Below are 26,421 nucleotides of genomic sequence, written 5' to 3' on the forward strand. Positions count from 1 at the left end.
ATACGCTCTCCTTGTTATTATACTAGTATTCACAATGCTTTCAACAGTTTGAAGCGATTTTCGACAAATTTCTTTCGTTTTTATAGCAAAAAAGAAAATGACAGAGCACATTTGCCCTGTCTCTATTTTAGATTACGCATTTTTTTCCAGCGAGTTTGTTTGATACACATTTGAATAATCATTCCACTTTAAGCAGCTTTGTAAATATTCACGAAAAGAATATGAGAATCTCGGTTGTTTTTGTTTTTGAATTTTAGCAATAAATAGTTGAAGGCGTGATTGAATTAAAAAGGCTAACGGATGCTGTGCTTGTAAGACAGGGATTTCAAATATTTTGACACAATTCCCTGTTGAATGAGTGAAATAAAAACTTTTCATGATCACGATATCAATCCTCTTTTTTATTGGATTTATAACTTTAGTATAAACTTACATTGTTGAAAAGTTTGTCTAAATTTCGGGGATTCCATATTTTTTTTCTTCTTTATATTGTATACGATTATAAGTATAGTATAACAAATAAATGAAAAAAGTGCCTTTATAATGAGGCACTTTTTGATTCTGTATTCATTTCTCGTTTGATTTTCCTCTTATATACAAACTTTGATGCTGTAATACTTAATTCATAAATTACAAGAAGAGGTATCGCTACCGAAAAGTCAGAAATAAAATCTGGTGGTGTAATACAAACAGCGATTACAATTAAAATAAAATATGCATATCTTCTCACTTTTTGTAGTGCTATTGGATTCAGCACACCTATACTAGTTAAAAACATCGTAACGACAGGAAGTTCAAATATCACTGCAAACGGTACAGTCATATTCATAACGAATGAAAAATACTTATCCGTCGTAAACATTGTCTGAAACATATCATTTCCAAGACTCATTAAAAATTGTAAAACAAATGGTAAAATCAAAAAATAACCGAAGCAAAGTCCTCCAATAAACAATAAAAATAATGCCGGTATATACAAAATCGTCATTTTTCGTTCATGTTCATGTAATGCTGGTTTTACAAATAGCCAGATTTGTAAAGCCGCAATTGGTATTGTACATACAATTGAAAAAACAGCTGCAATCAAAAAATAAATCCATAAAATATCACTCGGACCTAAAACAGTTAATTTCATATTTAAATCTTTTACGATGAAATTATATATTTCTTTCGTAAACGAAAAGCCAATGACAATAAAAACCAGAAACGTCAGCGCTGTTATAATGAGCCGCTTCCTTAACTCTCCAAGATGTTCTATGACACTCATCTCTCGATTGTCCACTCGTATCACCACATTCCCCATTCACTATATGGCATAGAAACAACATTTATTTTTTTTCATCTGTATCATCGTGCAGGCCTTTTGCAGACTTTTTAAACTCTTTTAATGTTTCTCCAAATGCTCGTCCAATTTCAGGTAATTTTTTAGGACCAAAAACAATTAAAGCGAGTACTAAAATTAATATTAAACCTGGAATCCCAATGTTTGGCATATGACTTCCCCCTTAATCTCACTTAATTTCATTTTGTCAAAAAATTCCGTGAACGTCAACGCATCTATTGTCTTTTGTCAAAAAAATTCAAAAATATAATCAATTGAACAATTATCATTTTCTATTTCTTTTGTATATGATAAGGTAAAGGAAATACACCTTATTTCTTTAAACAAGAAAGGACTCGAATCATGCCGAAAAAAATAACACGAATGACGCAGTTCGTAAAAGAAGAGATTGCCAATGCGGTTACCCATGGCATCGGTGCCATTTTAAGCATTCCTGCATTAATAATACTAATTATGCATGCCTCAAAGCATGGTACTGTATCTGCTATTGTTGGATTTACAGTTTACGGTGTCAGCATGTTTCTACTATATTTATTTTCCACTTTATTACATAGTATCCACCACCCAAAAGTAGAAAAGCTATTCACGATTTTAGATCACTCAGCTATCTACCTATTAATTGCAGGTACGTATACACCATTCTTACTCATCACTCTAAGAGGACCACTTGGCTGGACATTACTTGCAATTATTTGGACGCTGGCCATCGGTGGAATCATTTTTAAAATTTTCTTTGTGCGCCGTTTTATTAAAATGTCCACACTGTGCTACATCATTATGGGCTGGCTCATTATCGTCGCTATTAAACCGCTTTACGAAAATTTAACTGGACACGGCTTCTCGTTATTATTAATTGGCGGGATTCTATATTCGGTAGGTGCAATATTCTTTCTATGGGAAAAGCTGCCCTTCAACCATGCGATTTGGCATCTTTTTGTTTTAGGCGGAAGTACAATGATGTTTTTCTGTGTATTATTTTATGTGTTACCTACTGCATAAAAAAGTCTCAGCTGTTACTAGCTGAGACCTTTTTATTTTACTTATGTAACTGTGCAGCAATCACTTCTTGTGTATACTTTGTTAATTCTTTAATGTCCATACTTTCGTATTGTTCCGGTGTAATTGGCTTTGAAATCGTAACGGTTGCCTGAGCTGGTTTCATTCGATTTCCATTCGCCTCAAACATCTTATATGTTCCATCTAAAGTTACCGGCAAAATCGCCACTCCAGATTTTACAGCAAGATGAAAACTACCCGCTTTAAATTCTCCTATTTCCCCACCTTTACTGCGCGTTCCTTCTGGGAAAATTACAATAGAATGACCATTTTTTAAAAGTTCAATTCCATCTTTAATGGCTTGAAGGGACTGACGACGATCACTACGATCCATAAATACACAATTCATCAATTCCATCCAAGTTGGTACAAGCGGAAATTTCTTAATTTCTGCTTTTGAAACAAATCCAATTGGTTTATTTAAGTATCCAAGTAAAACAGGAATATCCATATTACTTTGATGATTACTTACAACAAGTACTGGCTTATCTTTCGGTACATTTTCAAGTCCGTTTACTTGTACAGTCGATCCGGCTACACGAACCATTTTCTTACCAAACCAGTTTGTTGTTTTATACACGAGACGATCTTTTTCTTGTGGCGATATCGTATTTGCTTTACGCTTTATCCGCCATAACCTCGGTGTAATACCAATTACAATTACAATTAAATAAAAGATTTTAAAAAACGTTTGAATCATACAGAACCCCCACCTATTATCATTCCGTCATTCATTATACTAGACAAACGACGGAAAAAGAAGAAAAAATGTCCAAACGACAAGCGTTTGGACATTTTTGAGTTTTCTATATTAGAAACGTTTTGCTAATTCACGTGCACTTGCAATCGCTGCTTCTTTAATTTCTGATGCTTTCTCAGGATTTGCATTCATTCCTTCAACTGCAAGGTATTCTGCATCAGATACTCCCATAAATCCTAGCACTGCATGTAAGTGTTGACGACCGAAGTCCATTGCTGCATATGCTCCTTCAGAGTAAATACCACCCGTAGCTTGAATGTGAAGTGCTTTTTTACCTTCTAGTAATCCAACTGGACCGTTTTCAGTATATTTAAATGTTTTACCTGCGATAGACAAGTTATCTAAGTATGCTTTTACTACTGGTGGATAGCTGAAGTTCCACATTGGTGTTACAAATACATAGCGATCTGCATTCATAAATGTTTCTAAGTTTGTATTCATTGCTGCAATTTTTTGCTGTTGACTTTCGCTTAACGTTTCAAAGCCTTCGCCTGCTGCAAATTTCCCCCAAGCTGCGAATACTTCTGCATCAATTGCTGGTACAGTTGTATTAAATAGATCAATTGTTACTACTTCGTCTTGTGGATGTTCATTTTTATATGCTTCGATAAACGCTTCCCCTACTGCCATACCGAAAGATGCTTCTGCTGAATTTGGATTTGCTGTAATAAATAGTACTTTTGTCATTTTTATTCTCTCCCTTGATCAATATCTTTAATTTGAGATTATTTGTTTAAAAGTAAATAACTTATCTTATGTAAGTATAATACAAGATCATTCTGTTCCTGTCAACAAAAAATAGTTACTTTTTAAAAATAAGTAAATAAACTCTCTCATTACATTTTTATCGAATATTCATTCTTCATGAAAAAAGCTATCTCCTTTTTAGGAAATAGCCTTGTCTTACCTATTATTTTTGAAAAACATGTTTTACTTTTTCACTAGGAATATTACTTCCACCACGACCCTTTACATCTTCAATCATCATCGTAACAATCATATTCGGTGAATTCAAATCAAAAGCAGCGAACCATCCAAGTTCTTTTCCCTCTGCGTCCTTTGATTCTTTTAACTCAGCTGTTCCTGTTTTTCCAGCAAGAGTCATTCCGTCAATCTTAGCAATTTTCCCTGTACCGTCTTCATCATTAATTACTTTTGTTAACGCATTTTTTAATATGTCTTGGTTTCCTTTAGAAATCACATGTTCTTTCCAAGGTTTAGTTTGTTTATCATCTTTAATAAGGTGCGGAGACGGGATATTCCCTTCATTCACAATTGGTGCATACGTCAATGCTAAATGAAGCGGCGTCATTAACACCTGACCTTGTCCGTACCCTGTATCAGCCATTTGAATATCATTTTCCATACTAGATTTTGCAATTGTTGAAACTGGGAATGGATATTCAATTGGTAACTTTTCATCAAAGCCAAATTTCTTTGCTTCGTTCATAAATTTATCTTCACCAATTTTTAGTGCTTGTTGTGCGAAGTAAATGTTATCTGAATACTTCATCGCTTTATCAAAATCAATTGGACTTGCATCTTTTACACGTGTTACATAATAATTTCCCCATGAAGAATCTTTTGTCCATTGCAACCCTTCTATTTTCAATTCCTCTTTTGGATCAATTACTTTTGTTTCAAGACCAATTGCACTTGTAATGGGTTTAAATACAGAACCTGGCGCCGAAGCTTGTGTAAATCGATTTGTCATTGGTTTTTTCGAATCGTTCGCCCACGCTTCGCGCTGTGCTTTTGATGCGCCTCTTACCATTACGTTTGGATTATATGCAGGGCTACTCACAAGTGCAATTGTTTCACCAGTTTGTGGATTTATCGCTGCACTTGAACCAGCTTCTCCCTTCATTTCAGCAAAGATTTTTGCTTGAACTGCACTATCAATTGTTAACGTAATATTTTTTCCATCTTTCGCTTCTTTTTTCGCTAAATCTTTTATTTCTTTTCCTTTTGCATCTTCCATAAAGACACGGCCACCCTTTTCGCCGCGTAGTTCACCTTCAAATATTTGCTCTAAACCAGCTTTTCCAACTGGATCATCCGCTTGATAACCTTTTTTCTGAAGGCTTTTTAAATCCTCTGCATTCACTTTCCCCATGTATCCCGTTAAATGTGCTGCTGCTTCTCCTAATGGATATGTACGCACGTTTACCGGGCGTGATGACACACCTTGTAAATCAATATAATCATTTTGCGTTGCACCTTCTTGTAAAATACCGATTGGCACAAAATAATCTTGTTTCACCCATTTAGCTGTAAGCTTTTGGTCAATTTCTTCCACAGACATATTAAGTAGTTTCGCTACCGTTTCTTTTGTCTGCGCTGCAGCATCTCCTAATTGTCCTGGAATGATCCCGACTTCAGAAGCCTTTCCATTTGTTACAAGACCTTGTCCGTTACGATCATATATTTCTCCGCGTTTTGCTTGAAATGTTTGCATACGTATTTTACTATCTTTTGTCATACCTGGGAAAATGTAATCTGGAGTCCAATCTATTTTCCAAGATTCCTTATCTCCATCCTTCTCTTTCACCAGCTTTGCTTCATATGAAAAAGAAATTTCCCCACCAACAGTATCCATACTTACTTTAAAAGGAACGGGGCCTTTATCTTCTTTATCCTCTTTTACTTCTCCTGTTTCTACCTTTAAATTTTCAACTTCAATACCTTTATAAATCTTTTCGTATTTCTCTGTAAAATCTTTTTTCGAAATGGTTTTTTTTGCATTTTCTGACAACTGATCATACATATCTGCAAATTTTTGCTTATTCCATGCTTTTGCATATGTATCAAATGCTTGTGCTGGCTTTTCTTCTTTCCCACATCCTACTAACATAAGTGTGAAACAAAGAAAAAGTAGCCCCCATAATTTTTTCAACTCATTCTCCTCCTTTAGCAAAGTAAAAAATTTATGAATGGAAATCTTTCTTTCATAGAATCTGGGTAAAATCCTAATGCCTACAGCCTCTACCATTATAGCACCAATAAAGTCCATTCATAAAGTCTTATCTTTATATCCAAATAAAAAGATTGATATGAGTATCCACATCAATCTTTTCATTATTATTTTTTTTCATATATATGATAGTAATACGTGTATGGATTTTTTTCATCCGTAACACCTTTTTCTACAAAAACTTCTTTCCACTCTTTCATATTCATTTCTGGGAAGAAAGTGTCTCCGCCAAATGAATGGTGAATCTTTGTTATATAAAGTTTGTTTACATACGGTAAGAACAATTCATAAATTTGCGCTCCGCCAAAAATAAAGATTTCTTCTTCATTTTTACAAAGCTCAAATACGTCTTCTACCGAATGCGCAACTTCGCAACCTTCTACATGATAATCCATATTACGCGTTACAATAATATTTCGTCTTCCTGGAAGCGGTCTTCCAATTGCTTCATAATTTTTTCTTCCCATAATAAGTGCATGACCCATTGTCGTCTTCTTAACATATTGTAATTCACTTGGCAAATGCCACGGAAGCTTATTGTCCTTACCGATAACTTTCTTTTCATCCATTGCGACCATAAATGAAATAATCATATTTCCATCTCCTTTTGCGTTTATACTGCGACAGGTGCTTTAATGGCAGGGTGCGGATCATATCCCTCTAATGTTAAATCATCCATTTCAAAATCAAATACAGATTTCACCTCTGGATTTAATGTAAGTGTTGGGAATGGACGCGGTTCACGCGCTAGTTGCTTTTCCACTTGCTCGAAATGATTCGTGTAAATATGCGCGTCTCCAATTGTATGAACGAACTCCCCTACTTCTAAACCACATTCATGTGCGATTAAATGTGTTAACAATGAATAGCTAGCAATATTAAATGGAATGCCAAGGAAAATATCGCCACTACGTTGATACAACTGACACGATAATTTCCCATCTGCTACGTAAAATTGGAAAAGTGTGTGACAAGGCGGTAGTGCCATACTTGGCACATCTTCAGGATTCCAAGCAGAAACAAGTAAACGACGGGAATCTGGTGTTTTTTTAATCATTTCAATTACATCTTTTAACTGATCAATTGTCTCACCTGCTGTCGTCTTCCAAGCACGCCACTGTTTTCCGTACACATCTCCTAAATAGCCGTACTGATTTGCAAACGCATCATCTTCTAGCACATTCTTTTTAAACAATTCCATTTGCTCTTCATATTGCGTTTTAAATGCTTCATCCTGTTGAGAACGCAGTCCAAAATCTGTCATATCTGGCCCTTTATACGCATCACTTTCTACCCAGCTTTTAAATGCCCATTCATTCCAAATATTATTATTATTTTGAAGTAAATAACGAATATTTGTATCACCTTTCATAAACCAAAGCAGTTCACTAGCCACTAAACGAAATGGTACACGTTTTGTCGTTAATAAAGGAAAACCTTTACTCAAATCAAAACGCATTTGGTATCCAAATACAGATACAGTTCCTGTTCCTGTACGATCTTCTTTTTTTGTACCATGTTCCATCACATGGCGACATAAATTTAAATATTCATATTCAGCATGTTTCATATGTAAGAAAAACCCTCTTTCACATCTATTTCCTATATGGAGTTTATCATACAAAAAATAATTCTGCATGCAAAACTCTCAGCAAATCATATAAAAAAACATTTCAATATAGTAAGTATTAACTGAAATCTAATACGGACTATCCATTTTAATAATTATTAAAAAATTGTTAACTTTCCATCTTTCGAGAGGGGTTTTACTCCTAATCAAAGAAAGTAGAGTGCGAAGGTATAAAATATCATTTGGAGGTTAGAAACATGAGTAAAACCGAAATCCCTGTTGTTCATACATTACACACAACGATTGAAAACATGATGAAAGATTTACAAGTCCCTGGGGCTGCTGTAGCAGTTATCAAAGATGGTGAAGTCATTGTCTCAGAAGGGTTTGGCTATCGAAATTTAGAACAAAAAGAGCCGGTTACTCCTCAAACACGTTTTGCAATCGGCTCTACAACAAAAGCATTTGGTACACTTTCTTTAAGCTTATTGGCACAGCAAAAAAAGTTTGATTGGGATGCTCCTGTTCAATCTTATATTCCTACATTCTCTTTATCCGATGTATTTGCAAGCTCACAAATTACAGCACGGGATTTAGCCTCTCACCGTTCTGGTGTAAGTCGTCATGATGCTCTTTGGTACAACTCTTCCTTCACCCGAAAAGATATCATTGAAAAAATAAAGCATTTATCACTTGATGCACCATTCCGCACTACTTTCTTATATAACAACTTAATGTATGCAACAATTAGCTATATTGTAGAAAGTATTACAAATCAAACATGGGAAGAATACGTAACAGAACATATTTTAGAACCACTTCAAATGGAACAAACGAATTTTTCTGTTACAGACTCACAAAATACGCAGAATTACGCATTACCTTACGTTGAGAAAAATGGAGAAATAAAAGAGGTGCCATTCCGTAATCTTGATTCAGTAGGAGCTGCTGGATGTATCAACTCCACAATTGAAGATATGGCAAATTGGGTACTTCTCCATCTTAATCAAGGAAAAATAGAAGATCATGAATTAGTGTCTTCTGAATTACTAGAACAAATGTATACACCACACAATACAATTCCTGATCAACCAATTTTATCGTCTCCTGAATCACCAGTAAATAGCTACGGTCTCGGTTGGTTTATTAGCACTTACCGTGGTTATAAAGTGATTCATCATAGCGGAGGGATCGATGGATTTTCTGCATTTGTCTCATTCATCCCAAAAGAAAATATAGGAATTGTCATATTAACGAACGCCGAAGGTACACTACTTCCTAGTTATCTCGCAAATCAAATTTATGATGAACTCCTCACATTAGAAACAATTGATTGGCATAAGCGTGCTATAGTAGACACTGCTAAATTGAAGGAAATGATAGATAGTTTCAAGCAATCACTTCCAGAGCCAGTAAAAGAAACTGCCCCTTCTCATCCATTAAAAGACTTTACTGGTACATTTGAACACCCAGCTTACGGAACATTGGAAGTGTATAAACAAAACGAAGAATTATATGTACAATTTTTAGAATTGGAAGTTCAATTACAGCATCATCACTACGATATGTTCTCTGCACCATTCGAAGAAATGAAAGTGTTGCTTGCTTATGAAATGGATACAAAAGGACAATTTGAAACAATCCAATTACATGTACCAGCTATAATGAGTACACAGCCTCTTACATTTACAAAATTGAACTAAAGTAAAACAAAAAGAACAAGGGCATCACCCTTGTTCTTTTTCATTACGACAGCCACTTCGGCGGCATATTCGTATTCCAATAAATATCTCCTAGCTCATGATGCGCTGTATATCCATCATCAAAGCGGTGATAATGGAAGTTGAAATAATATCCATCTTGTGGTGGATGATCACGTCTTACATGAAAACGCAGTAAGTCGTTTCCTGTTTTCGTATCATATACATGAAAAATCTTTTCATTATTGCCACCCGTTGGTTTCTGTGAAATTGCTAATGATTGTAAAGACTCTTCTGGTAAATCTGTTGCCAGTTCAGCAATTGCCTCTTCTATTTTAGGCAAAATAATATCTTTAAACTCATCTTCAATGATAGGTCCGATTTTAGAACCAAACTTCTGCATAGATTGTTTTTCAGCCTCTTGCATTGCATAGGTGACAAAGGCGTCTGTGGTTAGCCTTTCACGATCTTCTTCATATGTATAGGACGTCTGCTCCAAATTTTGTTGCCTTGTAGGCTTGTCCGCTTTTGCATTATCAAGCAAAATAGAAGGAGGCGTCACTAAGCCAAATGTAAATACAGTAATGAACGCGACTAACGTCTTTCTAAACCAATTTGGCATTTTTTATTCCCTCCTCTTTTACTACTTATTATTTTTATATCGGCTGTTTCTTCCATTATACAAAATGATGCTAATTTTTGCACTTTACAATTTTATTAACTTTCATATTTTTTTCATTTGAATATGGAATAGTAAGATTTCATATCATATAAGTACATCAATAGTGAGGAGGGTTTTTAATGACACTAGATGTCATGTACTCCGCCATAAGCATTTTTGTGCTTTTATATTTTATTTATCAGTCTATTGCAGACTAAGAAAGAGCCCTCCCGGCTCTTTCTTTTTCTATGGTAAAAATACGATCCATCCAATCAGTATTAGCAACATAATTCCAACAACAATAGCTGGTAATAGATAAAACTGTGCAAGCAGAAACGTTCCATAGATTAAAACAGCTGGAATAAACAAGCACATCGTTGCCCTTCCTTTTAACAATAACAACTTCCCTTGCTCACAATACAATTGAAGAAACATTTTTTTCGCAAACTCATTCCATTGGTCACCAGAATAACGTGCAATTGCAACACAAGCAAATACGGTAATAATAAGCGCAATCCACCATGGTGTTACTTTTATAGATGCTGCACTCATCAAGATAATTTTAATATAGAAACTTAAAGAAGTACCTGACCGAAAATATTCTTTTAAAAAGGATTCAATAATACGTAAATCAGATTTTTTCCCCAGTATATGCTTTGAACGTGGAAACAGCCATGGCTTCGAAGCGTTACTTGGCTTTGTCGTTTGACCACTAAAGTGCATAATTTCCATCGTCCAGCGCATACTCTCTTCTTTTTCTTTTTCGACTTCCTTAAAGAAGAAACGCTGATAGTTCATTTTTTGTTTTATCAATATCCAACTAACTGCAATCAATACAACAATAAATAGCAGTGCATACACCGAATGTTGAAAAACTAAAAACACTCCACTTCCTAAACAAATAAAACTCATAAAAAACACGATAATTTTTACAATCCATAATACCCAGCGCTTTCCTCCGCGCACATCTATGTATCTTACTAATAATGATAACATACACCGAAAAACAGTAAAGGTCAGCCAAAATAATACGATTTGGAAAAGAGAAGCCCCCATACTCTTAACTAATATAGGTAACATAATGAGTGCTACAAAGATATTTGTGATACTTATTCGAATACATGTATATAGCATGCCATATTGCATTAATTTTTGTATATGAACTGGATGTTGAATTAAGAATAGACTATCGGCTTGTTCCAAAAACGAACGCACCCCTCTTGCATATGTAACAAAGAAAAATACAAACAAACCTAATAAAAAATAAGCCGGTTCTTCCGCCGATAATTCTCTCGTCCATAATGAACGATAATAAATCCCGCTAAATATAAGTGCTGGAACGATAAAATATAAAGCTATTGTCCAGTCAGCAACAGAACGAATCGATTTCCATTTTCGCTGTAATTCATGACGTAACCTTTTATAAAATTGTTGTTTCATCATGTTGTTCCCGCCTTACGATTGCATCAAAACAATCTAACAATGGACTTTCTGGCATTTCTGCTAGTGATTGAATCGCTTGTAAATTACCGTTTGCTAGTAAAGTCCCTTGTGAAATAAGTAAAAATCGTTCACAAATTCTCTCGGCTGTATCTAGTACGTGCGTACAAAGTAAAATACCTGCCCCGCGCTCTTTCTCTTTAGATAAAAAATCTAAGAATTCTCGTGTTGCGACTGGATCTAACCCAATAAAAGGTTCATCTATAATATAAAAGTCTGGTTCGGTTAAAAATGCCAAAATTAACATTGATTTTTGTTTCATACCTTTTGAAAACTTCGATAAGTATTCATGTTTATGCTTTTCCATTCGAAATGTATGTAAAAACTCCCGTGCGCGTTCCTCCCAACTTCCTGCTTCACACCCGCGTGCAGCCATTAACAATTCAATGTGCTCCCATAGTGTTAAATACTCATAATATGTTGGGTGTTCTGGTACATACGCATATGGATTGCCTTTTTCACCGAATGAAACTTCACCGTCCATATTTGCAAGCAAACCGAGCATTGATTTAATCGTCGTACTTTTCCCAGCACCATTCGCACCAATGAGAGCAACTAATTCACCTTTTTCAATTGAAAATGCTATATTATGGATTGTTTTTCCTCCCATTTCATATCCAGCTGAGCGAATATTAACTTGTAACAAATTGTTTCCCCTCTTTTCTTTTACAATAAACCCCAGAAAAATCATACCATATTTTCTCTTAAAATATTAATATCAGTAGCAGGAAAAAACGGATTTTCACAGAATATGTAACATTTAAAGTTATTAATTCATATTTACAGATGGAGTTGAGCGCATGCACTCTCACATTCGAAAAGCAACAGCGAATGATATAGAAGCACTTTGTTCATTAACAAAAGAATTAAAAGGGACTACTATTTCTCATACAGACATGGAAAATCGCTTACAATTTGTTGAAATAAGCCCATTTGATTTCCTATATGTTTACGAAGAAGATCATGTGATATTCGGACTCCTTGGATTTCGCATACGAGAAAACTTAGAAGATGTGACACGATACGGGGAGATCTCTATTATTAGTGTTGACCTGGCAGCACGCAGAAAAGGAATTGGCCAAATTTTAATGGATTATGCAGAGCAATTAGCAAAAAAGCATAGCTGTATTGGAACGTGGCTTGTAAGTGGTACAGAAAGAAAAGAAGCTCATTCATTCTATAAAAAGTTAGGATACGAAGTAAACGGATATCGATTTGTAAAATACTTTTAATCTACTAATTGAAAGGAACTATTATTATGACAAACATTCAAGCAATATTTATTGATCGTGATGGAACAATTGGAGAAGATACTGCTGTACATTATCCCGGCGAATTTACTTTATTTCCATTTACACAGGATGCCTTACGCACATTAAAAGAACAAAATATAAAACTATTCTCCTTTACAAACCAACCTGGTATCGCTGATGGAAAAGCGACTAGAGAAGATTTTATTCAAGAACTAGAAGCATTCGGTTTTGATGACGTGTACCTTTGCCCTCACAGACATGGAGAGGGCTGTGAATGCCGAAAACCAAGTACAGGTATGCTCTTGCAAGCAGCAGAAAAACATCAGCTTGATTTAACAAAATGTATTGTCATTGGTGATCGATGGACTGATATTGTTGCTGGCGCAAATGTGAACGCAACAACAATCTTAGTTCAAACCGGAGCTGGATATGATGCTTTACATACGTATCGCGACGAGTGGGCTAATATTGAACCGAGTTATATTGCAGAACACTTTCAAGACGCTGTCAACTGGCTTCTAGCGCGACATATATTGCCGCTTTAAGAATAACACTTCGTACTACAAAAAGAGCCTAACACATAGATCACTAATATGTTAGGCTCTTTATTTTTGCTATATTAGTTTAAAAAGTTAATTCATAATGAAAATAATGATTATCTCTTAAATAACCATTTTCAGCATATAATCGCTGCGCTGATATGTTATCTATTTCTGTTTGCAGTTTTAATCCTTTTGCGCCGTTCTCTGACGCAAAATTTCTAGCTGCTTCTAATAATTTCTTGCCAACGCCAGCTCCTCGTTTACTTTCTTGTACGAAAAGATCATTCAATATCCATAACTCTTTCATAGAAATAGATGAAAAAGAAGGATATAACTGGGTAAATCCAAGATACTGTCCATCTTCGACTGCTACAAAAATGATAGATTCTTCTCGTTCTATGCGATTGCGCAAAAAGGCTTTCGCTTCTTCCACATTTGATTCTTGTCTATAAAACATACGATAATTATTAAATACAACTGCTAATCCATCTAAATCTGCAATTTGTGCTTCATATATTTTCATTTGACTCCGCTCCCTTTCCAATACTCCTTCATAAGATCTGTTGCCCATTTAGGTTGGGTAATTTCATCATTCGGTACAAATTCTCTCATAACAGGTTTTATATCCAATATAGGGGTACCATCAATTGCATCTAATCCTTCAACTACAATTGATTTCCCTTGTCGCCTTACGATTTTTGCAATTGTTGTTCCCAATCGATTTGGACGATTTTTTCCTCGCTGTGCAAAAATACCTACTTTTGGATATTCCTTATTATTTCGTGGATGTCTAGCCGAATATTGAATTTGTTCCTCTTTCACTTTATGAAAATAAAAGATTACTTCAATATGCGAAAAACTTTCAATTCCTTGTATGCTCTCTTCTTCAAAGGAATCTGTTAATGTAATAAGAGATTGTACATCTCCCCATTCATCATCCATGATCATTTTTCTTTCATTATGTACAAAAGCAATCGGCTGAAGTGAAAACATCCAAACTCCCCCTTTTTGTAACCACTTACATTATAAAATATTTTCTGAATGTTTTCCATCTATATAGTTTAGTTTACATAATGAAATTATGATTTCATTTCTTGTGCTGCATCCAAATAACTACCTAATGAAATATTTACAGCTTCAATAGCATGTATCAAAGTCGTATTAAATAATGGGACTTGAGAATCTTCTTGCTTTACTAATAATCCTATTTCTGTACCTCCTAATATTATTCAATCTCTGCAAAGTCAACGCTACATAATAGACATTTCGCTGAATGTAATCCTCCTAATTTCTTTTTTACTTCTTCATTTATTATCCGTTGACCACTCCCACGGCTAAAGCCATGGGATTCTTTTTCGCAAACATCCTACTTACATGCTTCGAGTGGAAGATGCAGAGGCAAGACTTGGGCGAACAACTCTACATAGTGAAAAAAACTATAAAGAGGACAAGGTCCGTGCCAACTACGCCATTCAACAGGCGATACTTTTTGGGGTTTGTCTTTTGGATGTTTCGTTTCCTGTCTGTTTTCTTCAGATAAAAAACGTCTATGCCAAACTGGTTGTTTATATACAATCGATTCGATTGGTTTTACGTCCATCTCATATAATTTACGTGCAATATTTTGTGCACCATTTACATCACGATGGATTTCTGTTTTGTGAACAGAACATGTGAAATTTCGTCCTTTTGTTTTATGTCTTCCACCGCAAAACGGACAGTTTTGTGACGTATAACTTTCTTCTGTTTCTTCAACCTTAATACCTTTTAACTGTGATTTGTACGTTAATTTTTGTTTGATTTTCCCCTGGTTCCAAAGTGATAATTGTTGTCTTTTCTTTTTTGTTGTTTTTTGTTTCTTTTCCTCATTTTTCTTTGTATTTTTTTCAATTCCTGAAACATTTCCAATTACAAAATGTGTGACCTTTTCTTGTTCTAAAAACGCAACTACTTCTTTTGTTGTTTTGTGTTCTAAATATTCCAATTGGTTTTTACTTTTTTGACGAATACGATTTCGCGCTGTTTTATATTTTTTCCATTGTCGAGAACCTTTTTTGTATCTTGACATTTTTTTATTTAAATCCGCCAATGCTTTTGTGCGAAATTGTGAAATACTGCGCATCGCTCTCCCGGAAATCAATAATGCTTGATCTTCTGTTGCGACTGTTACCGCATGGATTTCACCTAAATCTCCACCAGCTATTTTTTGCTCTTGTTTGGAAAGGTCTTTTTCAGCAACCTCAACACTATAACAAAACCAATAGGAACCATTACGCCAAACAATTTCTGCGTAGTTACAATCTTTCAAATCGTCAATTGCTAGATTTGGAATGGTGATAGGTGCATTTTTCTTCGGGAATTTTTCATTCCAGTTTTTTTTCTTCTTTTTCGTTAATAAATCAATAAGATTCACTTGAAATTCGACGCGTTTGATTATAATAGTTTGTTCTTCGATTTCCATACTTGATTTTTTTAATGGAATACACTAAAAATACTTTTTTCGCCATGGATATTTTGCCTTTTTATCTGTTTTTCGCAACTTACGAATGGTTTCACGATTTGCTTCATATTTATCCGCGATAGCCTGCACGGTCTGAGAATGAAGATTATACGTTTGTTTTCGAACGGTTTGTATTTCCGTTTTGCTTAGCCATTTTTTCCACGTGAAATAATAGCTTGTTGCTTCGCGAACAATATCGTTCCAAACAGACGCTGTTTCTCGTTGTATAGAACGAAGGGAGTCGTACAATTCTTTTTCGTATGGAATTTGAAACGAATGAGTCACAAACATTTTGTATTCTCCTTTCTTATCAGGTTTTTCCTTGCGTCTATTATAAAAACAACATGAACACAGGGAGTTTTTTATTCGCTTTCATCCCACGGCTAAAGCACGTGAGCTTTCTCGCTCACACATTTTGTAATATTCAGCTGATGACTCCCAACTCATTCCACCGATAAGGCCTATTACTTTCCTATCTATCCATTCATTCATTCAAATCCTTTCTTCCTTGAAATTTAATCACTATTTATCGGCTATTTATTAGATACTTTTGATATAATAAACAAGACTTTATAATGTTTTTCTAAAGTCTTGTTTATATTTCTCCTTTTCCTATACAATCCCTGTTAGAGTATAAACACCAATCACCACAAATACAGCTAATGTTTTAATAATCGTAATTGCAAAAATGTCACGATACGATTGTTTATGTGTTAACCCTGTTACTGCTAATAATGTAATCACTGCACCGTTATGCGGTAATGTGTCCATACCTCCTGATGCCATTGAGATAACCCTATGCATGACTTCAAATGGAATATTATGTTGCTCTGCTGCCGCAATGTATTTCTCTGACATTGCACTTAAGGCAATCCCCATTCCCCCTGATGCTGATCCAGTAATTCCGGCAAGAACATTTGTAGTCACTGCACCATTTACGAGCGGATCTGTAAACGTTGTAGAAATACTATCTCGAATAACTCCAAAACCTGGTAACGCTGCGATAACTCCTCCAAAACCATATTCCGCTCCCGTATTCATAGCTGCAAGCAATGCCCCTCCAATGCTTGCATTTAAACCAGCTTGAAATCCAGTAAATAAGCGTTTCCAATTTAAAATAATCGTTGTAATAATTCCGATTAAAAGTGCCAGTTCCACAGACCATACACCTAGCACACCAGAAAGTTCTACTTTACCAAACGCCTTTAATCCAATTGAAGAAAAATCAAAGCCCTTCGGATACCATGTAGGGATTAATACTGTAAACACTTTATTCATTACTCCTACTAAAATAAGCGGTACAAATGCAAGCACTTGGCGAAGTGGTGTAATTTCAGGAGCTTGGATAGCTGACTTTACATTTTGTTCTGTTTCAGTTGTAGCTGCCATTTCTGAATTTTCTTTTTCAAAACCATAATAGCCTTCACCATTTTCTTCAGCTTTCTTTCTTCTTCTTTCTAAATACAACATACCAACAAGGAATACAAAGATTGCCCCAATGATTCCAAGAACTGGTGCTGCATAGATGTCTGTTTTAAAAAATGTGGTTGGAATAACGTTTTGAATTTGCGGGGTTCCGGGAAGAGCATCCATTGTAAACGTAATTGCTCCAAGGGCAATCGTTCCAGGTATTAATCGTTTTGGAATATTAGCCTCTCGAAATAGGTTAGCTGCAAATGGATATACAGCAAAAGCAACGACAAACAAACTAACACCGCTATACGTTAATATCGCTCCCATTAAAACGATTGCTAGCATAGAACGTTTGACACCAACTAACTGAATAATTGTTTTTGCAATAGATTCTGCAATACCTGACATTTCTACTACCTTACCAAAAATTGCTCCAAGTAAGAAAACAGGAAAATATAATTTAATGAATCCAACCATTTTTTCCATAAAAATATTAGAGAAAAATGGTAATACATGACTTGGTTCTGTTAATAAAACAGCAAATAGCGCACAAATTGGGGCAAATAATATAACCGAGAAACCTCGATATGCAACAAACATCAGCATGCAAAGAGCCAATAAAATAATTATTAATTCCATCTCCTGCACCTCTTTTCATTTCCGCGGAAATATTTTAACAATATTCAGAATTATTCCGGGGTACTTATAGCATTTTCATATTGATAATCAAAACATATACGATATAATTTTTTGATTTCATGATAAGAAGGAATGCGCGGATTATTACTCGGACTCCCACTAGCTAATGCATCTTTCGCCATTTTCGAAAGAGCATTTTCGAATTCAACCTGATCAATTCCATATTCTCTAAGATTAGGAATACGGAGATCCATACAAAGTTTCTTTATTTCAAAAATTGCATAATTAGCAAACTCTTCATCACATAATGAATGTAATTCTGGATTGATAATCCGTCCAATATCTGCAAAACGTTTGACCGAGCAACCTTTTGTAAAATCTAAAATAGCTGGTAATAACATCGCATTTGATATACCATGAGGAACATGAAATAGTGCTCCTATTGGACGTGACATTCCATGAACTAAAGTAACTGATGCGTTTGAAAAGGCGATTCCAGCTTGTAAAGAAGCAATCATCATAGCTTCTCGTGCTTCTATATTTGTCCCATTTTCATAAACAATTCGCAAATGCTTCATAATCGTTCCAATTGCCGCAAGTGCTAGCACATCTGTAAGCGGTTGCGAAAATCTAGAAAGATATGCTTCAACTGCATGGCAGAGTGCATCAATACCTGTTGCTGCAGTAATATTTTGCGGGACAGAACGGGTCAATAAGGGATCGATAATTGCTATTTGTGGTATAAAATTTGGGTGTTTCATCATCATTTTGATATCTGTTTTTATATTTGTAATCACAGCAACACTTGTAACTTCTGATCCTGTCCCAGATGTTGTCGGAATTGCAATAAGGGGTAATGGTTGTTTTTCTAGTTCTACATGATTTTGAACATAATCTTCAATTTCTCCCCCGTTCATAAATAAAACTGCTACGGCCTTTGCTGTATCAATACAACTTCCTCCACCAAGTCCAATAATAAAATCACATTTTGACTCTGCACATATCGTTAACGCTTCCAAAACATGAATATTTGTTGGTTCCGCATTTACATTTTCATAGATAATGACATCTATTTTTTTTGCTTTTAGTAGTTTCACACACGCATCGATATATCCAAGCTTTTTCATAATAGAATCACTGATAATGAAAGCTTTTTTTCCTAGCTTACTTGCTTGTTCTCCTAATTTATCAAGTGAATTTCTCCCATATAAAACGTTCTTTGGCATACGAAATTCCGCGATTTCTTGCAAGTACCCCACCTCTTCTTTCCCAACTAAATATTTTATAATGTGAAAATTCTACTACATAAATTATCAAATGTTATATTCCACTTCGAATCAATATTTCCTTCCAAACTCATACATGTATTAATAGATTCCTGTAAACATATAGAAGGCAATTACTAAAAATACAGCAACCGTTTTCAATATTGTCACCACAAATATATCACGATACGATTGTTTATGCGTTAGCCCTGTAACAGTAAGGATTGTAATAATTGCTCCATTATGCGGCAGCGTATCCATTCCCCCTGATGCCATTGAAACAATACGATGCATAACTTCTAGTGGAATATCGTATTGTGCAGCCGCCGCAATAAATTTATCCCCCATTGCACTTAAAACAATCCCCATCCCTCCTGAAGCTGAACCTGTAATCCCCGCAAGAATATTCGTTGTCACCGCTCCATTCACAAGTGGATTCGTAAATGTTGCAGAAATGCTATCCCGCATAATCGCAAACCCTGGAAGTGCTGCAATCACACCACCAAAGCCGAATTCCGCTCCTGTATTCATTGTTGCTAGTAACGCTCCTCCAATACTTGTATTCAATCCTGCTTGAAATCCTGTTACAACACGCTTCCAATATAATAAAAGGGTTATTATAATTCCTATGATGAGTGCTAGTTCTACTGACCAAATACCAAGTACTGCACTTAACTCTACTTTACCAAACGCTTTCATTCCAATTGAAGAAAAATCAAAGCCATTTGGATACCATTTTGGTATTGTGATTGTAAAAAATTTATTCATAACTCCTACTAAAATAAGTGGTACAAAAGCAACGACTTGCTGTACTCTCGAAATTTCAATACTTTGTAAAGAAGTATGATTCTTTTGCTCTAACTCTAGTGATGCTGCCATTTCAGAATTCCCATCTTCAAAACCAAAGTAGCCTTCTCCAGCTGCTTTCGCCTTCTTACGACGGCTCTCTAAATAGAGCAATCCTAGCGTTAATACAAAAATAGCTCCAAGAATACCAAGTATAGGTGCTGCATAAATATCTGTTTTAAAAAATGTTGTCGGGATTACGTTTTGAATTTGCGGAGATCCCGGAAGTGCATCCATCGTAAACGTAACAGCTCCAAGAACTATCGTACCTGGAATGAGGCGTTTTGGAATATTTGCTTGACGAAACAGTTTTGCTGCAAACGGATATACAGCAAACACAACAACATATACACTGACACCACTATACGTTAAAACAGCCCCCATTAAAACGATAGCTAAAATGGTTCTTTTTTCACCCACTACTCCAATAATTGTTTTCGCAATCGAATCTGCAATACCTGACATTTCTACTACCTTCCCAAATATTGCTCCAAGTAAAAATACTGGGAAATATAGTTTAATAAATCCGACCATTTTCTCCATAAAGATGTTCGAAAAGAACGGTAGTACAAAACTAGGTTCTGTTAAAAATACTGCAAACAGCGCAAAAATTGGTGCAAATAAAATTACCGAAAATCCTCTATAAGCAACAAACATAAGTAAACTAAGTGCTAATAAAATAATAACTAGCTCCAATTTTCCCGCCTCCTATTGATTGAAAATTCAATCTTTTAAACTTGGATTTTTTCTATGTATCCTTACAAAACCTCTTTCTTATAACGATTCAAATACTGACATTCCTCCTCTTTTTCTAACAAAGTTTTTATCATTAAAACAGCATATGTATTACTATTCTATTGCATAAGAAAAATCCCTTTAAATGAGAACGAAGTAACTATCACTCATTCTAAAGAGGGTTCCTCTTTATATATTATTAACCTTTTACCTTTCACATGAAACGCAACTGTTCGACATATTTCACAGCATATGTTGCTCCTACTTCTTTTAAAATCCTCTTTACCTTCATATCCATACAATACACCGATAAAATCCATTCCATTACAATTCGCTCCTATCATGTCTTGCTTTCTATCAAAATTTAATCCGTGGATATATATACCAAAAATTACATTCTTGTTATATGATAAATATAATTTCATAGAAAAATGGTGATCCAAAATGATGACAACACTAATTTTCATAATGGCTTTCACGATTATCATCCATGCAGTCGAGACGAGTTCTTATAGTATTCGACTAGCTGGTGTTCGTTTAAAAAAGATTGCCGTTGCATTATCAGTAGTTGGAATGGTATTACTTATTTCACGAACATCCAACTTGCTACAAGCTTTTTTACTTGGTGGTATTATTGATGAGGCGAAGAGTGATTCCTCAATTCATTTAGAAAGTACGATGCGTCTTGTTTTATTATCCGCATCTATCGGTACACTGCTCGCCATTATTCTATACCCAACTTTAACGAAACTCTTTGGATATGTAATTCAAAACTTCGAAACAGATGGTTCATTCATTCGAATGATGAAAACAAACAATGTGCAAAAATTGAAGTATACAAAAAAATATGTTCGGTTTCCCAAATTTGAAATGATCCATCGTATGCGAGTTGGCGGCATTCCAAAACGAATTATGCTCATTAATATGTTCGCAACCGCAATTTATACTGCGGGAGTCCTTTCCGCCTTATATGCTTCTTACTTAAATCCGACTTATGCAACGAAAGCAATCACGGCTTCTGGCCTTATTAATGGATTTGCTACAATCTTATTGACGGTACTATTAGATCCACGTATTGCTCTTTTAACAGAACGTGCACTTCAATCAGAAAATGGTGCTGATACAATGAGCAAAATGTTCGGTTGGCTTATGATTTCAAGATTTCTCGGTACGTTATTAGCGCAGCTCTTATTTGTACCTGGCGCACATTGGATTTTATGGATTATCCAACTCACGCATTAAATGACTATTATATTATCCTTAAAATTAAGGATCCATGTGTTCAATTAACTAAAGCAGTACTTCATGGAGGGAAAACATACATTTACTAAGGGGCGAAATTTATGTATATAAAAACCGAACAAGATATTATTAAACTCATACAAAGCGATACTTGGATGATGGAAATATTACAAACAGCGAAATCCTTACAACTACCTGATTGGTGGGTATGCGCTGGATTTGTTCGCTCTAAAATTTAGGATGTTCTTCATGGATATGAAGTAAGAACGCCAACGCCAGACATAGATATTATCTATTTTGATTCATTACATATTAGTGAAGCCACGGAAGAAAAATTAGAAAATAAACTTAAAAGTATAGATTCTACTATTCCATGGTCCGTGAAAAATCAAGCTCGCATGCATGTAGTCAATAACATGCCACCTTATTCATCTTCAGTCGATGCAATTTCTAAATTTCCAGAAACAACGACTGCTCTTGGGGTTACGTTAGATGACCAAAATAATGTTGTGTTAACCGCCCCTTGCGGAATAGAAGATGTTCTCACAATGCAAGTGAAACCAACTCCTCATTTCCTTGAAAAGATAGAGCACATTACTATGTATGAAAAGAGATTACAAAAAAAGAACTGGCAAAGTAAATGGCCTAATATCACAATCTTCCACCCTGAAATGTAAACATAAAGAAAAAGGTGCTTCTCATTTTTATAAAGCACCTTTTCCTATTTCACTTTAAAAAACCAATTACAGTTTCTGCAAATCGATCTGCTGCTTCATAGTGAGGTGTATGACCACACTCTTCAAAAACGATGACGTTACCGTTTTGCACATCTCTTCTAAATGATTCAATTTGCTTATCACACGTTACTACATCGTGTTCTCCTCTAATAAGCAACATCGGATTCTGCACATCTTTTAATTTTGATAATAATGATTGATGAATTTCCCCTTCCTCTCTCAATCTTGTAAAATGAATATCAGAACGATCATAAAACTCTTCCCATTCTTCATCAGTATACAAACTATAATCCGTGTTATCTTCAGCGTAATCATAAATTTCCATTCTATTTTCTTCTAGTTCAGCACTTAATTTCGAATAAGCTTCTAGCAATTCTACTGAGCTAGCATCACTTTCTGCAATAGCCATACATTCGTTCCCTTGCTTCTCTTTTCCATATTTCTTTAATAAAACGCCCGTCTTTTTCAATAAAGCTCTACTTGTTAAAGAAAAATCAAAAGTCGGTCCTTCAAAGATGATCTTTTGAATAGATTGTGGATACATGATTGCATATAACAATGCTAAAAATCCGCCAAAAGAATGTCCAATCACCGACCATTTTTCAATTTGTAACATCTTCCTTAGCTCTTCGCAATCTTCAATCAGATCCCGTAACCCAAACTGCTCTTGCTTCCCAATTTCCTCCGAACGTCCTACCCCGCGTTGATCAATAGCAATGAGTCGAAAAAAATCTTGTAATCTATGCGCTTGATGGTAGGTAAAATCAAAACACATCTCGCCAGGACCTCCATGAAGATACAAGACAGAATGATTTTCTTCTGATCCATACGTCTCAACATATAGCTTTTTCCCACGTACTTGGATCATTTCCCCTTGTAATAATACTTTTTTTGCTTGTTTCATCTCTTTATCCTCCTAATTTCATATCTTGATCCTATATACAATTGGAGGCTCACGAATTCGTACACGTTATGTATCTGTAATATAATAATGCATTTCCTCACCTCTTCCGTTTCAGAATATTATAACAATTAAAATTAAATAATCCCAATCACATTCAAAAAGACAATAACAATCGCAATTGGCGCCACATATCGAAGTAGAAACACCCAGCAAGTAAATACTGATTTCCCGTAATTCCCACCGACAAAAAATTCCGCTTCCAGTACTTTTTTCTCCATTTTAAATGAGACGAAAATACTAATAAATAAAGCTCCAAGTGGCATTAATATATTACTAGATAAAAAGTCTACCGCATCAAAAATATTTTTATTGAAGATTGTAATATCACTCCACGCACCAAATGAAAGTGCTGATGGGATACCTACTAAGAAAATACAGAACCCAATCATCCAAGACAATTTCTTTCTTCGTTCTTGCCGTCCATTCGCTAGTGCCGAAACGACTGTTTCAAGTAGCGAAAATGCAGAAGTTAGCGTTGCAAATGTAAATAGTGCAAGAAATACTGTTAAGAAGAAATTTCCAAATGGAATTTGACTAAATACAGATGGTAATACGATAAATAACAAACCTGGTCCTTCTGTTGGCTCCATTCCTAGTGAAAATACTGCCGGGAAAATAGCAAGTCCTGCAAATAGAGAAACAAACAAGTTCAGTCCAACAATCGTTACCGCTGAACGTGGTAAACTTTCTTTTTTATTTAAGTAAGAACTATAGGTGACCATAATTGAAATCCCTATACTAATCGCAAAGAATGACTGGCCCATTGCAAACAGAATACTTTCAGATGTGATCTTTGAAAAATCAGGCTGTAAAAAGAATTTCACACCTTTCATCGCACCGTTAAGTGTTAAAGAGCGAACGATAAGAGCAACAAACAGAACGAACAATGCTGGTAACATATATTTACTCGCCTTTTCAATTCCATTTTGTACCCCTTTTGATACAACCCAAATCGTAATAAACATAAAAGCAAAATGACCAACGATTGCCCAAAGTGGATCCCCGATTGTTTCTGTAAATAATGCACTGTAATTTTGCTGCGGTGTAATCAATTGTCCAGTTACTCCTCTGAACAAATAGATTAATACCCAGCCACCAACGACACTATAAAATGATAGCAAAATAAAACAGGTACCAACGCCAAGACGTCCAATCCAATGCCAACCTGTATTTGGTGCAATACTTTTAAATGCTCCTATTGCTTGTTTTTGTGTACTGCGCCCTACCATAAATTCAGCTATTAATAACGGAAGTCCTATTAATACTGTAAATAAGATAAAGATAAAAAAGAATGCTCCTCCCCCGCTCTTCCCAGCAATATAAGGAAACTTCCATATTGCGCCAAGTCCAATTGCAGATCCTGCTGCGGCCATAATAAAACCTAGTTTTGAAGTCCATTGCTCCGTCTGTTTCATCCATTTTTCCTCCCAGTTATATCTTTTTATATTAATAAATAAATGTTGTTGGCCAATCCAAATAAAACCTCCATTTCTTTCTATATATAATAAAAAATGGCCCAGCATCTCTTTATATAAAGAGACGCTAAGCCATTTACTTAACGCGGTACCACTCTTATTGATTCCATTATGAATCCACCTTAGCAGTAATCGTTTGATTACAAACCTGTTATCGAAGGTTAACCGTTAAGATTTACTAAGAATTAGACTTCTGTTCCACCTTACTGCTCCTAGGCGAGTTCAGGATATCATTTGACTATGTCACACCACCCCATAGCTCTCTGTACAAACACATAACCTTACTACTCCTATTCAATGCAATCTAATATTCTGAATATATTTCCTTTTTAAATTACTACGAATTATATCGGTTATATTTATGACTGTCAAGCAAGTTATTTATTTTTTTAATATGTAAACTACACGTAAAGTCCTATCTACTTCCAAAAACCTTTATTTAGCTAAATCAATAAATGTTACACGTTTTAGTCTTATTAATGTATGTAGCATTGTTTCAGGCTATCTGAAATAATATTGTTGGGACACTCTCCTTTATCGACCCTAGCACTAAATTTTCACCTGCCCTACCTTATTGATTGCATTTTATCTTTAAGCATTTTTCCTCCCATGGTTGTTTAGTTGCATCAGAAAATTATCCGTTTTTCGAATCATATTTTAACTTTGATTCATATTTACTCTTCGGAGTTTCACCAGCCCCCTACCAGAAACCATGCCTGCAGCTTCTATTACAAGAAAAGGCACCTCACCAGATTTCGGTACATACTCTTCTAATTTTTTGATAGAATAATGGAATTCCTTACTTGCATGTATAAACTCGTTTTTAACAGTTTTCCCATTCGTTCCATAAGTCTCCTATTTTAACGAAACTTTTAATTTTAGAAGCGACGAAGGATACACCTTCTTACAGTTTACTTGACACTTTCTTCGCTCCATCAAGAAGTAGTTTCACGCCATACTTAATTGCTTTCCCAGCAAGGCTTGCCACTGTATTTGAATACTGAACATCTCTTAATTGAGATTGTGTTGTATATCCTGACTATGTCTCTGTATCTCTGAGGTATTTTTGGCTATTTGTTCGAGTTGTTCGGGTTTCACTTTACTCTCCCAACCTTCTCCTCACTCATCATCTCCTATTTTGAAAAATGTTTGAGATTTGGTCAAATCAATCGCTTAGTTATAAGTTTTAACTGTATTCGAAATCAATCATTTGTTGAATAAATTTAAAAGAAAGTTTCACTTTATAT

25 protein-coding genes, 4 pseudogenes and 1 other annotated feature are annotated in these 26,421 nt (G+C 35.1%); of the genes and pseudogenes, 6 read left to right on the forward strand and 23 right to left on the reverse strand.

All coding sequences use genetic code 11. The features are described 5' to 3' along the window. Positions 1–132 precede the first annotated feature (132 nt). The 3 genes from ACX5JI_RS24590 to tatA all read right to left on the reverse strand — a co-directional run bounded on the left by ACX5JI_RS24590 (position 133) and on the right by tatA (position 1,493). Entirely contained in the window at positions 133–384 is a 252-nt protein-coding gene (locus ACX5JI_RS24590; RefSeq protein ID WP_017149721.1) for a DUF2535 family protein, read from the reverse strand. A 154-nt stretch (positions 385–538) separates the two neighbouring features. Continuing rightward, complete coding sequence (gene tatC, locus ACX5JI_RS24595; RefSeq protein ID WP_459503606.1) at positions 539–1,303, reverse strand: twin-arginine translocase subunit TatC; 765 nt, start codon at positions 1,301–1,303, stop codon at positions 539–541. A gap of 25 nt (positions 1,304–1,328) precedes the next feature. Then, positions 1,329–1,493 carry a twin-arginine translocase TatA/TatE family subunit gene (gene tatA, locus ACX5JI_RS24600; protein WP_459503607.1) on the reverse strand — a complete coding sequence of 55 codons (165 nt, stop codon included), beginning with the start codon at positions 1,491–1,493 and terminating at the stop codon, positions 1,329–1,331. A 191-nt stretch (positions 1,494–1,684) separates the two neighbouring features. Here tatA and trhA point away from each other — a divergent pair, with 191 nt between their 5' ends. Continuing rightward, a complete protein-coding gene (trhA, locus tag ACX5JI_RS24605) occupies positions 1,685–2,341 on the forward strand; it encodes a PAQR family membrane homeostasis protein TrhA (protein ID WP_459503608.1) in 657 nt (218 codons plus the stop codon). A 37-nt stretch (positions 2,342–2,378) separates the two neighbouring features. Here trhA and ACX5JI_RS24610 read toward each other — a convergent pair whose 3' ends face one another. From ACX5JI_RS24610 to ACX5JI_RS24630, 5 genes are all read right to left on the reverse strand, one after another. Then, positions 2,379–3,098 carry a lysophospholipid acyltransferase family protein gene (locus tag ACX5JI_RS24610; protein ID WP_459503609.1) on the reverse strand — a complete coding sequence of 240 codons (720 nt, stop codon included), beginning with the start codon at positions 3,096–3,098 and terminating at the stop codon, positions 2,379–2,381. A gap of 111 nt (positions 3,099–3,209) precedes the next feature. Next, on the reverse strand, positions 3,210–3,845 hold the full coding sequence (locus ACX5JI_RS24615) for an FMN-dependent NADH-azoreductase (RefSeq protein ID WP_459503611.1): 636 nt from the start codon (positions 3,843–3,845) through the stop codon (positions 3,210–3,212). 223 nt (positions 3,846–4,068) lie between these two features. Then, positions 4,069–6,054 (reverse strand): penicillin-binding transpeptidase domain-containing protein, encoded by a 1,986-nt coding sequence (locus ACX5JI_RS24620; protein WP_459503612.1) that lies wholly within the window; start codon positions 6,052–6,054, stop codon positions 4,069–4,071. Positions 6,055–6,239: 185 nt separating this feature from the next. Next, positions 6,240–6,725, reverse strand: coding sequence for a dihydrofolate reductase (locus ACX5JI_RS24625; protein ID WP_459503613.1), 486 nt, complete (start codon positions 6,723–6,725; stop codon positions 6,240–6,242). Between the two features lie 20 nt (positions 6,726–6,745). After that, positions 6,746–7,702: a thymidylate synthase gene (locus ACX5JI_RS24630; RefSeq protein ID WP_459503614.1), complete on the reverse strand. Its 957-nt coding sequence runs from the start codon at positions 7,700–7,702 to the stop codon at positions 6,746–6,748. 257 nt (positions 7,703–7,959) lie between these two features. Here ACX5JI_RS24630 and ACX5JI_RS24635 point away from each other — a divergent pair, with 257 nt between their 5' ends. Then, a complete protein-coding gene (locus ACX5JI_RS24635) occupies positions 7,960–9,405 on the forward strand; it encodes a serine hydrolase (protein WP_459503615.1) in 1,446 nt (481 codons plus the stop codon). A gap of 43 nt (positions 9,406–9,448) precedes the next feature. Here ACX5JI_RS24635 and ACX5JI_RS24640 read toward each other — a convergent pair whose 3' ends face one another. The 3 genes from ACX5JI_RS24640 to ACX5JI_RS24650 all read right to left on the reverse strand — a co-directional run bounded on the left by ACX5JI_RS24640 (position 9,449) and on the right by ACX5JI_RS24650 (position 12,209). Then, entirely contained in the window at positions 9,449–10,024 is a 576-nt protein-coding gene (locus tag ACX5JI_RS24640; protein WP_459503616.1) for a YpjP family protein, read from the reverse strand. Positions 10,025–10,309: 285 nt separating this feature from the next. Continuing rightward, on the reverse strand, positions 10,310–11,506 hold the full coding sequence (locus ACX5JI_RS24645; RefSeq protein WP_459503617.1) for an ABC transporter permease: 1,197 nt from the start codon (positions 11,504–11,506) through the stop codon (positions 10,310–10,312). Then, positions 11,484–12,209: an ABC transporter ATP-binding protein gene (locus ACX5JI_RS24650; RefSeq protein ID WP_459503618.1), complete on the reverse strand. Its 726-nt coding sequence runs from the start codon at positions 12,207–12,209 to the stop codon at positions 11,484–11,486. The genes ACX5JI_RS24645 and ACX5JI_RS24650 overlap by 23 nt, the downstream gene beginning before the upstream one ends. A gap of 154 nt (positions 12,210–12,363) precedes the next feature. On the opposite strand from ACX5JI_RS24650, the gene ACX5JI_RS24655 reads away from it, so the two are divergent. Continuing rightward, positions 12,364–12,795 (forward strand): GNAT family N-acetyltransferase, encoded by a 432-nt coding sequence (locus tag ACX5JI_RS24655; RefSeq protein ID WP_459503619.1) that lies wholly within the window; start codon positions 12,364–12,366, stop codon positions 12,793–12,795. A gap of 26 nt (positions 12,796–12,821) precedes the next feature. Then, complete coding sequence (locus ACX5JI_RS24660) at positions 12,822–13,361, forward strand: HAD-IIIA family hydrolase (protein WP_459503621.1); 540 nt, start codon at positions 12,822–12,824, stop codon at positions 13,359–13,361. Between the two features lie 79 nt (positions 13,362–13,440). Here ACX5JI_RS24660 and ACX5JI_RS24665 read toward each other — a convergent pair whose 3' ends face one another. From ACX5JI_RS24665 to ACX5JI_RS24705, 9 genes and pseudogenes are all read right to left on the reverse strand, one after another. Further along, positions 13,441–13,881: a GNAT family N-acetyltransferase gene (locus tag ACX5JI_RS24665; RefSeq protein ID WP_459503622.1), complete on the reverse strand. Its 441-nt coding sequence runs from the start codon at positions 13,879–13,881 to the stop codon at positions 13,441–13,443. Next, on the reverse strand, positions 13,878–14,351 hold the full coding sequence (locus ACX5JI_RS24670) for an SAM-dependent methyltransferase (protein WP_459503623.1): 474 nt from the start codon (positions 14,349–14,351) through the stop codon (positions 13,878–13,880). The genes ACX5JI_RS24665 and ACX5JI_RS24670 overlap by 4 nt, the downstream gene beginning before the upstream one ends. Before the next feature lie 86 nt (positions 14,352–14,437). Then, positions 14,438–14,587: pseudogene (locus ACX5JI_RS24675) on the reverse strand (aspartate racemase); the annotation flags it as partial. Continuing rightward, positions 14,587–14,673: pseudogene (locus tag ACX5JI_RS24680) on the reverse strand (aspartate racemase); the annotation flags it as partial. The pseudogenes ACX5JI_RS24680 and ACX5JI_RS24675, both read right to left, overlap by 1 nt. A gap of 51 nt (positions 14,674–14,724) precedes the next feature. Then, complete coding sequence (locus ACX5JI_RS24685) at positions 14,725–15,819, reverse strand: RNA-guided endonuclease InsQ/TnpB family protein (protein WP_459503624.1); 1,095 nt, start codon at positions 15,817–15,819, stop codon at positions 14,725–14,727. Between the two features lie 24 nt (positions 15,820–15,843). Continuing rightward, the gene (locus ACX5JI_RS24690) at positions 15,844–16,149 is read right to left on the reverse strand and encodes a hypothetical protein (protein ID WP_459503625.1); all 306 of its coding nucleotides are present in this window, start codon (positions 16,147–16,149) and stop codon (positions 15,844–15,846) included. A 321-nt stretch (positions 16,150–16,470) separates the two neighbouring features. Beyond that, entirely contained in the window at positions 16,471–17,910 is a 1,440-nt protein-coding gene (locus tag ACX5JI_RS24695) for a GntP family permease (protein ID WP_459503626.1), read from the reverse strand. Between the two features lie 50 nt (positions 17,911–17,960). Continuing rightward, positions 17,961–19,169, reverse strand: coding sequence for an iron-containing alcohol dehydrogenase (locus ACX5JI_RS24700; RefSeq protein ID WP_459503628.1), 1,209 nt, complete (start codon positions 19,167–19,169; stop codon positions 17,961–17,963). Between the two features lie 108 nt (positions 19,170–19,277). After that, the gene (locus ACX5JI_RS24705) at positions 19,278–20,717 is read right to left on the reverse strand and encodes a GntP family permease (RefSeq protein ID WP_459503629.1); all 1,440 of its coding nucleotides are present in this window, start codon (positions 20,715–20,717) and stop codon (positions 19,278–19,280) included. A 483-nt stretch (positions 20,718–21,200) separates the two neighbouring features. Here ACX5JI_RS24705 and ACX5JI_RS24710 point away from each other — a divergent pair, with 483 nt between their 5' ends. Together ACX5JI_RS24710 and ACX5JI_RS24715 are read left to right on the forward strand one after the other, a co-directional pair. Then, a complete protein-coding gene (locus ACX5JI_RS24710) occupies positions 21,201–21,998 on the forward strand; it encodes a lipid II flippase Amj family protein (protein WP_459503630.1) in 798 nt (265 codons plus the stop codon). A gap of 101 nt (positions 21,999–22,099) precedes the next feature. Continuing rightward, a pseudogene (locus ACX5JI_RS24715) lies at positions 22,100–22,675 on the forward strand (nucleotidyltransferase family protein). A gap of 49 nt (positions 22,676–22,724) precedes the next feature. On the opposite strand, the gene ACX5JI_RS24720 reads toward ACX5JI_RS24715, so the two are convergent. From ACX5JI_RS24720 to ACX5JI_RS24730, 3 genes and pseudogenes are all read right to left on the reverse strand, one after another. After that, a complete protein-coding gene (locus ACX5JI_RS24720) occupies positions 22,725–23,639 on the reverse strand; it encodes an alpha/beta fold hydrolase (RefSeq protein WP_459503632.1) in 915 nt (304 codons plus the stop codon). Positions 23,640–23,773: 134 nt separating this feature from the next. Continuing rightward, on the reverse strand, positions 23,774–25,114 hold the full coding sequence (locus tag ACX5JI_RS24725; protein ID WP_459503633.1) for a sodium-dependent transporter: 1,341 nt from the start codon (positions 25,112–25,114) through the stop codon (positions 23,774–23,776). Between the two features lie 117 nt (positions 25,115–25,231). Then, positions 25,232–25,481 (reverse strand) — a binding site (T-box leader). A gap of 707 nt (positions 25,482–26,188) precedes the next feature. Beyond that, a pseudogene (locus ACX5JI_RS24730) lies at positions 26,189–26,272 on the reverse strand (WXG100 family type VII secretion target); the annotation flags it as partial. Positions 26,273–26,421 lie beyond the last annotated feature (149 nt).

The sequence above is a fragment of the Bacillus sp. C1 genome (genome assembly GCF_054570475.1).

Bases quoted from the DNA above. Each gene is read 5' to 3' on its own strand.
- tatC (WP_459503606.1), bottom strand. From the start codon at position 1,303: ATGGGGAATGTGGTGATACGAGTGGACAATCGAGAGATGAGTGTCATA.
- tatA (WP_459503607.1), bottom strand. From the start codon at position 1,493: ATGCCAAACATTGGGATTCCAGGTTTAATATTAATTTTAGTACTCGCT.
- trhA (WP_459503608.1), top strand. From the start codon at position 1,685: ATGCCGAAAAAAATAACACGAATGACGCAGTTCGTAAAAGAAGAGATT.
- ACX5JI_RS24610 (WP_459503609.1), bottom strand. From the start codon at position 3,098: ATGATTCAAACGTTTTTTAAAATCTTTTATTTAATTGTAATTGTAATT.
- ACX5JI_RS24615 (WP_459503611.1), bottom strand. From the start codon at position 3,845: ATGACAAAAGTACTATTTATTACAGCAAATCCAAATTCAGCAGAAGCA.
- ACX5JI_RS24625 (WP_459503613.1), bottom strand. From the start codon at position 6,725: ATGATTATTTCATTTATGGTCGCAATGGATGAAAAGAAAGTTATCGGT.
- ACX5JI_RS24630 (WP_459503614.1), bottom strand. From the start codon at position 7,702: ATGAAACATGCTGAATATGAATATTTAAATTTATGTCGCCATGTGATG.
- ACX5JI_RS24635 (WP_459503615.1), top strand. From the start codon at position 7,960: ATGAGTAAAACCGAAATCCCTGTTGTTCATACATTACACACAACGATT.
- ACX5JI_RS24640 (WP_459503616.1), bottom strand. From the start codon at position 10,024: ATGCCAAATTGGTTTAGAAAGACGTTAGTCGCGTTCATTACTGTATTT.
- ACX5JI_RS24645 (WP_459503617.1), bottom strand. From the start codon at position 11,506: ATGATGAAACAACAATTTTATAAAAGGTTACGTCATGAATTACAGCGA.
- ACX5JI_RS24655 (WP_459503619.1), top strand. From the start codon at position 12,364: ATGCACTCTCACATTCGAAAAGCAACAGCGAATGATATAGAAGCACTT.
- ACX5JI_RS24660 (WP_459503621.1), top strand. From the start codon at position 12,822: ATGACAAACATTCAAGCAATATTTATTGATCGTGATGGAACAATTGGA.
- ACX5JI_RS24665 (WP_459503622.1), bottom strand. From the start codon at position 13,881: ATGAAAATATATGAAGCACAAATTGCAGATTTAGATGGATTAGCAGTT.
- ACX5JI_RS24670 (WP_459503623.1), bottom strand. From the start codon at position 14,351: ATGTTTTCACTTCAGCCGATTGCTTTTGTACATAATGAAAGAAAAATG.
- ACX5JI_RS24685 (WP_459503624.1), bottom strand. From the start codon at position 15,819: ATGGAAATCGAAGAACAAACTATTATAATCAAACGCGTCGAATTTCAA.
- ACX5JI_RS24690 (WP_459503625.1), bottom strand. From the start codon at position 16,149: ATGTTTGTGACTCATTCGTTTCAAATTCCATACGAAAAAGAATTGTAC.
- ACX5JI_RS24695 (WP_459503626.1), bottom strand. From the start codon at position 17,910: ATGGAATTAATAATTATTTTATTGGCTCTTTGCATGCTGATGTTTGTT.
- ACX5JI_RS24710 (WP_459503630.1), top strand. From the start codon at position 21,201: ATGATGACAACACTAATTTTCATAATGGCTTTCACGATTATCATCCAT.
- ACX5JI_RS24720 (WP_459503632.1), bottom strand. From the start codon at position 23,639: ATGAAACAAGCAAAAAAAGTATTATTACAAGGGGAAATGATCCAAGTA.
- ACX5JI_RS24725 (WP_459503633.1), bottom strand. From the start codon at position 25,114: ATGAAACAGACGGAGCAATGGACTTCAAAACTAGGTTTTATTATGGCC.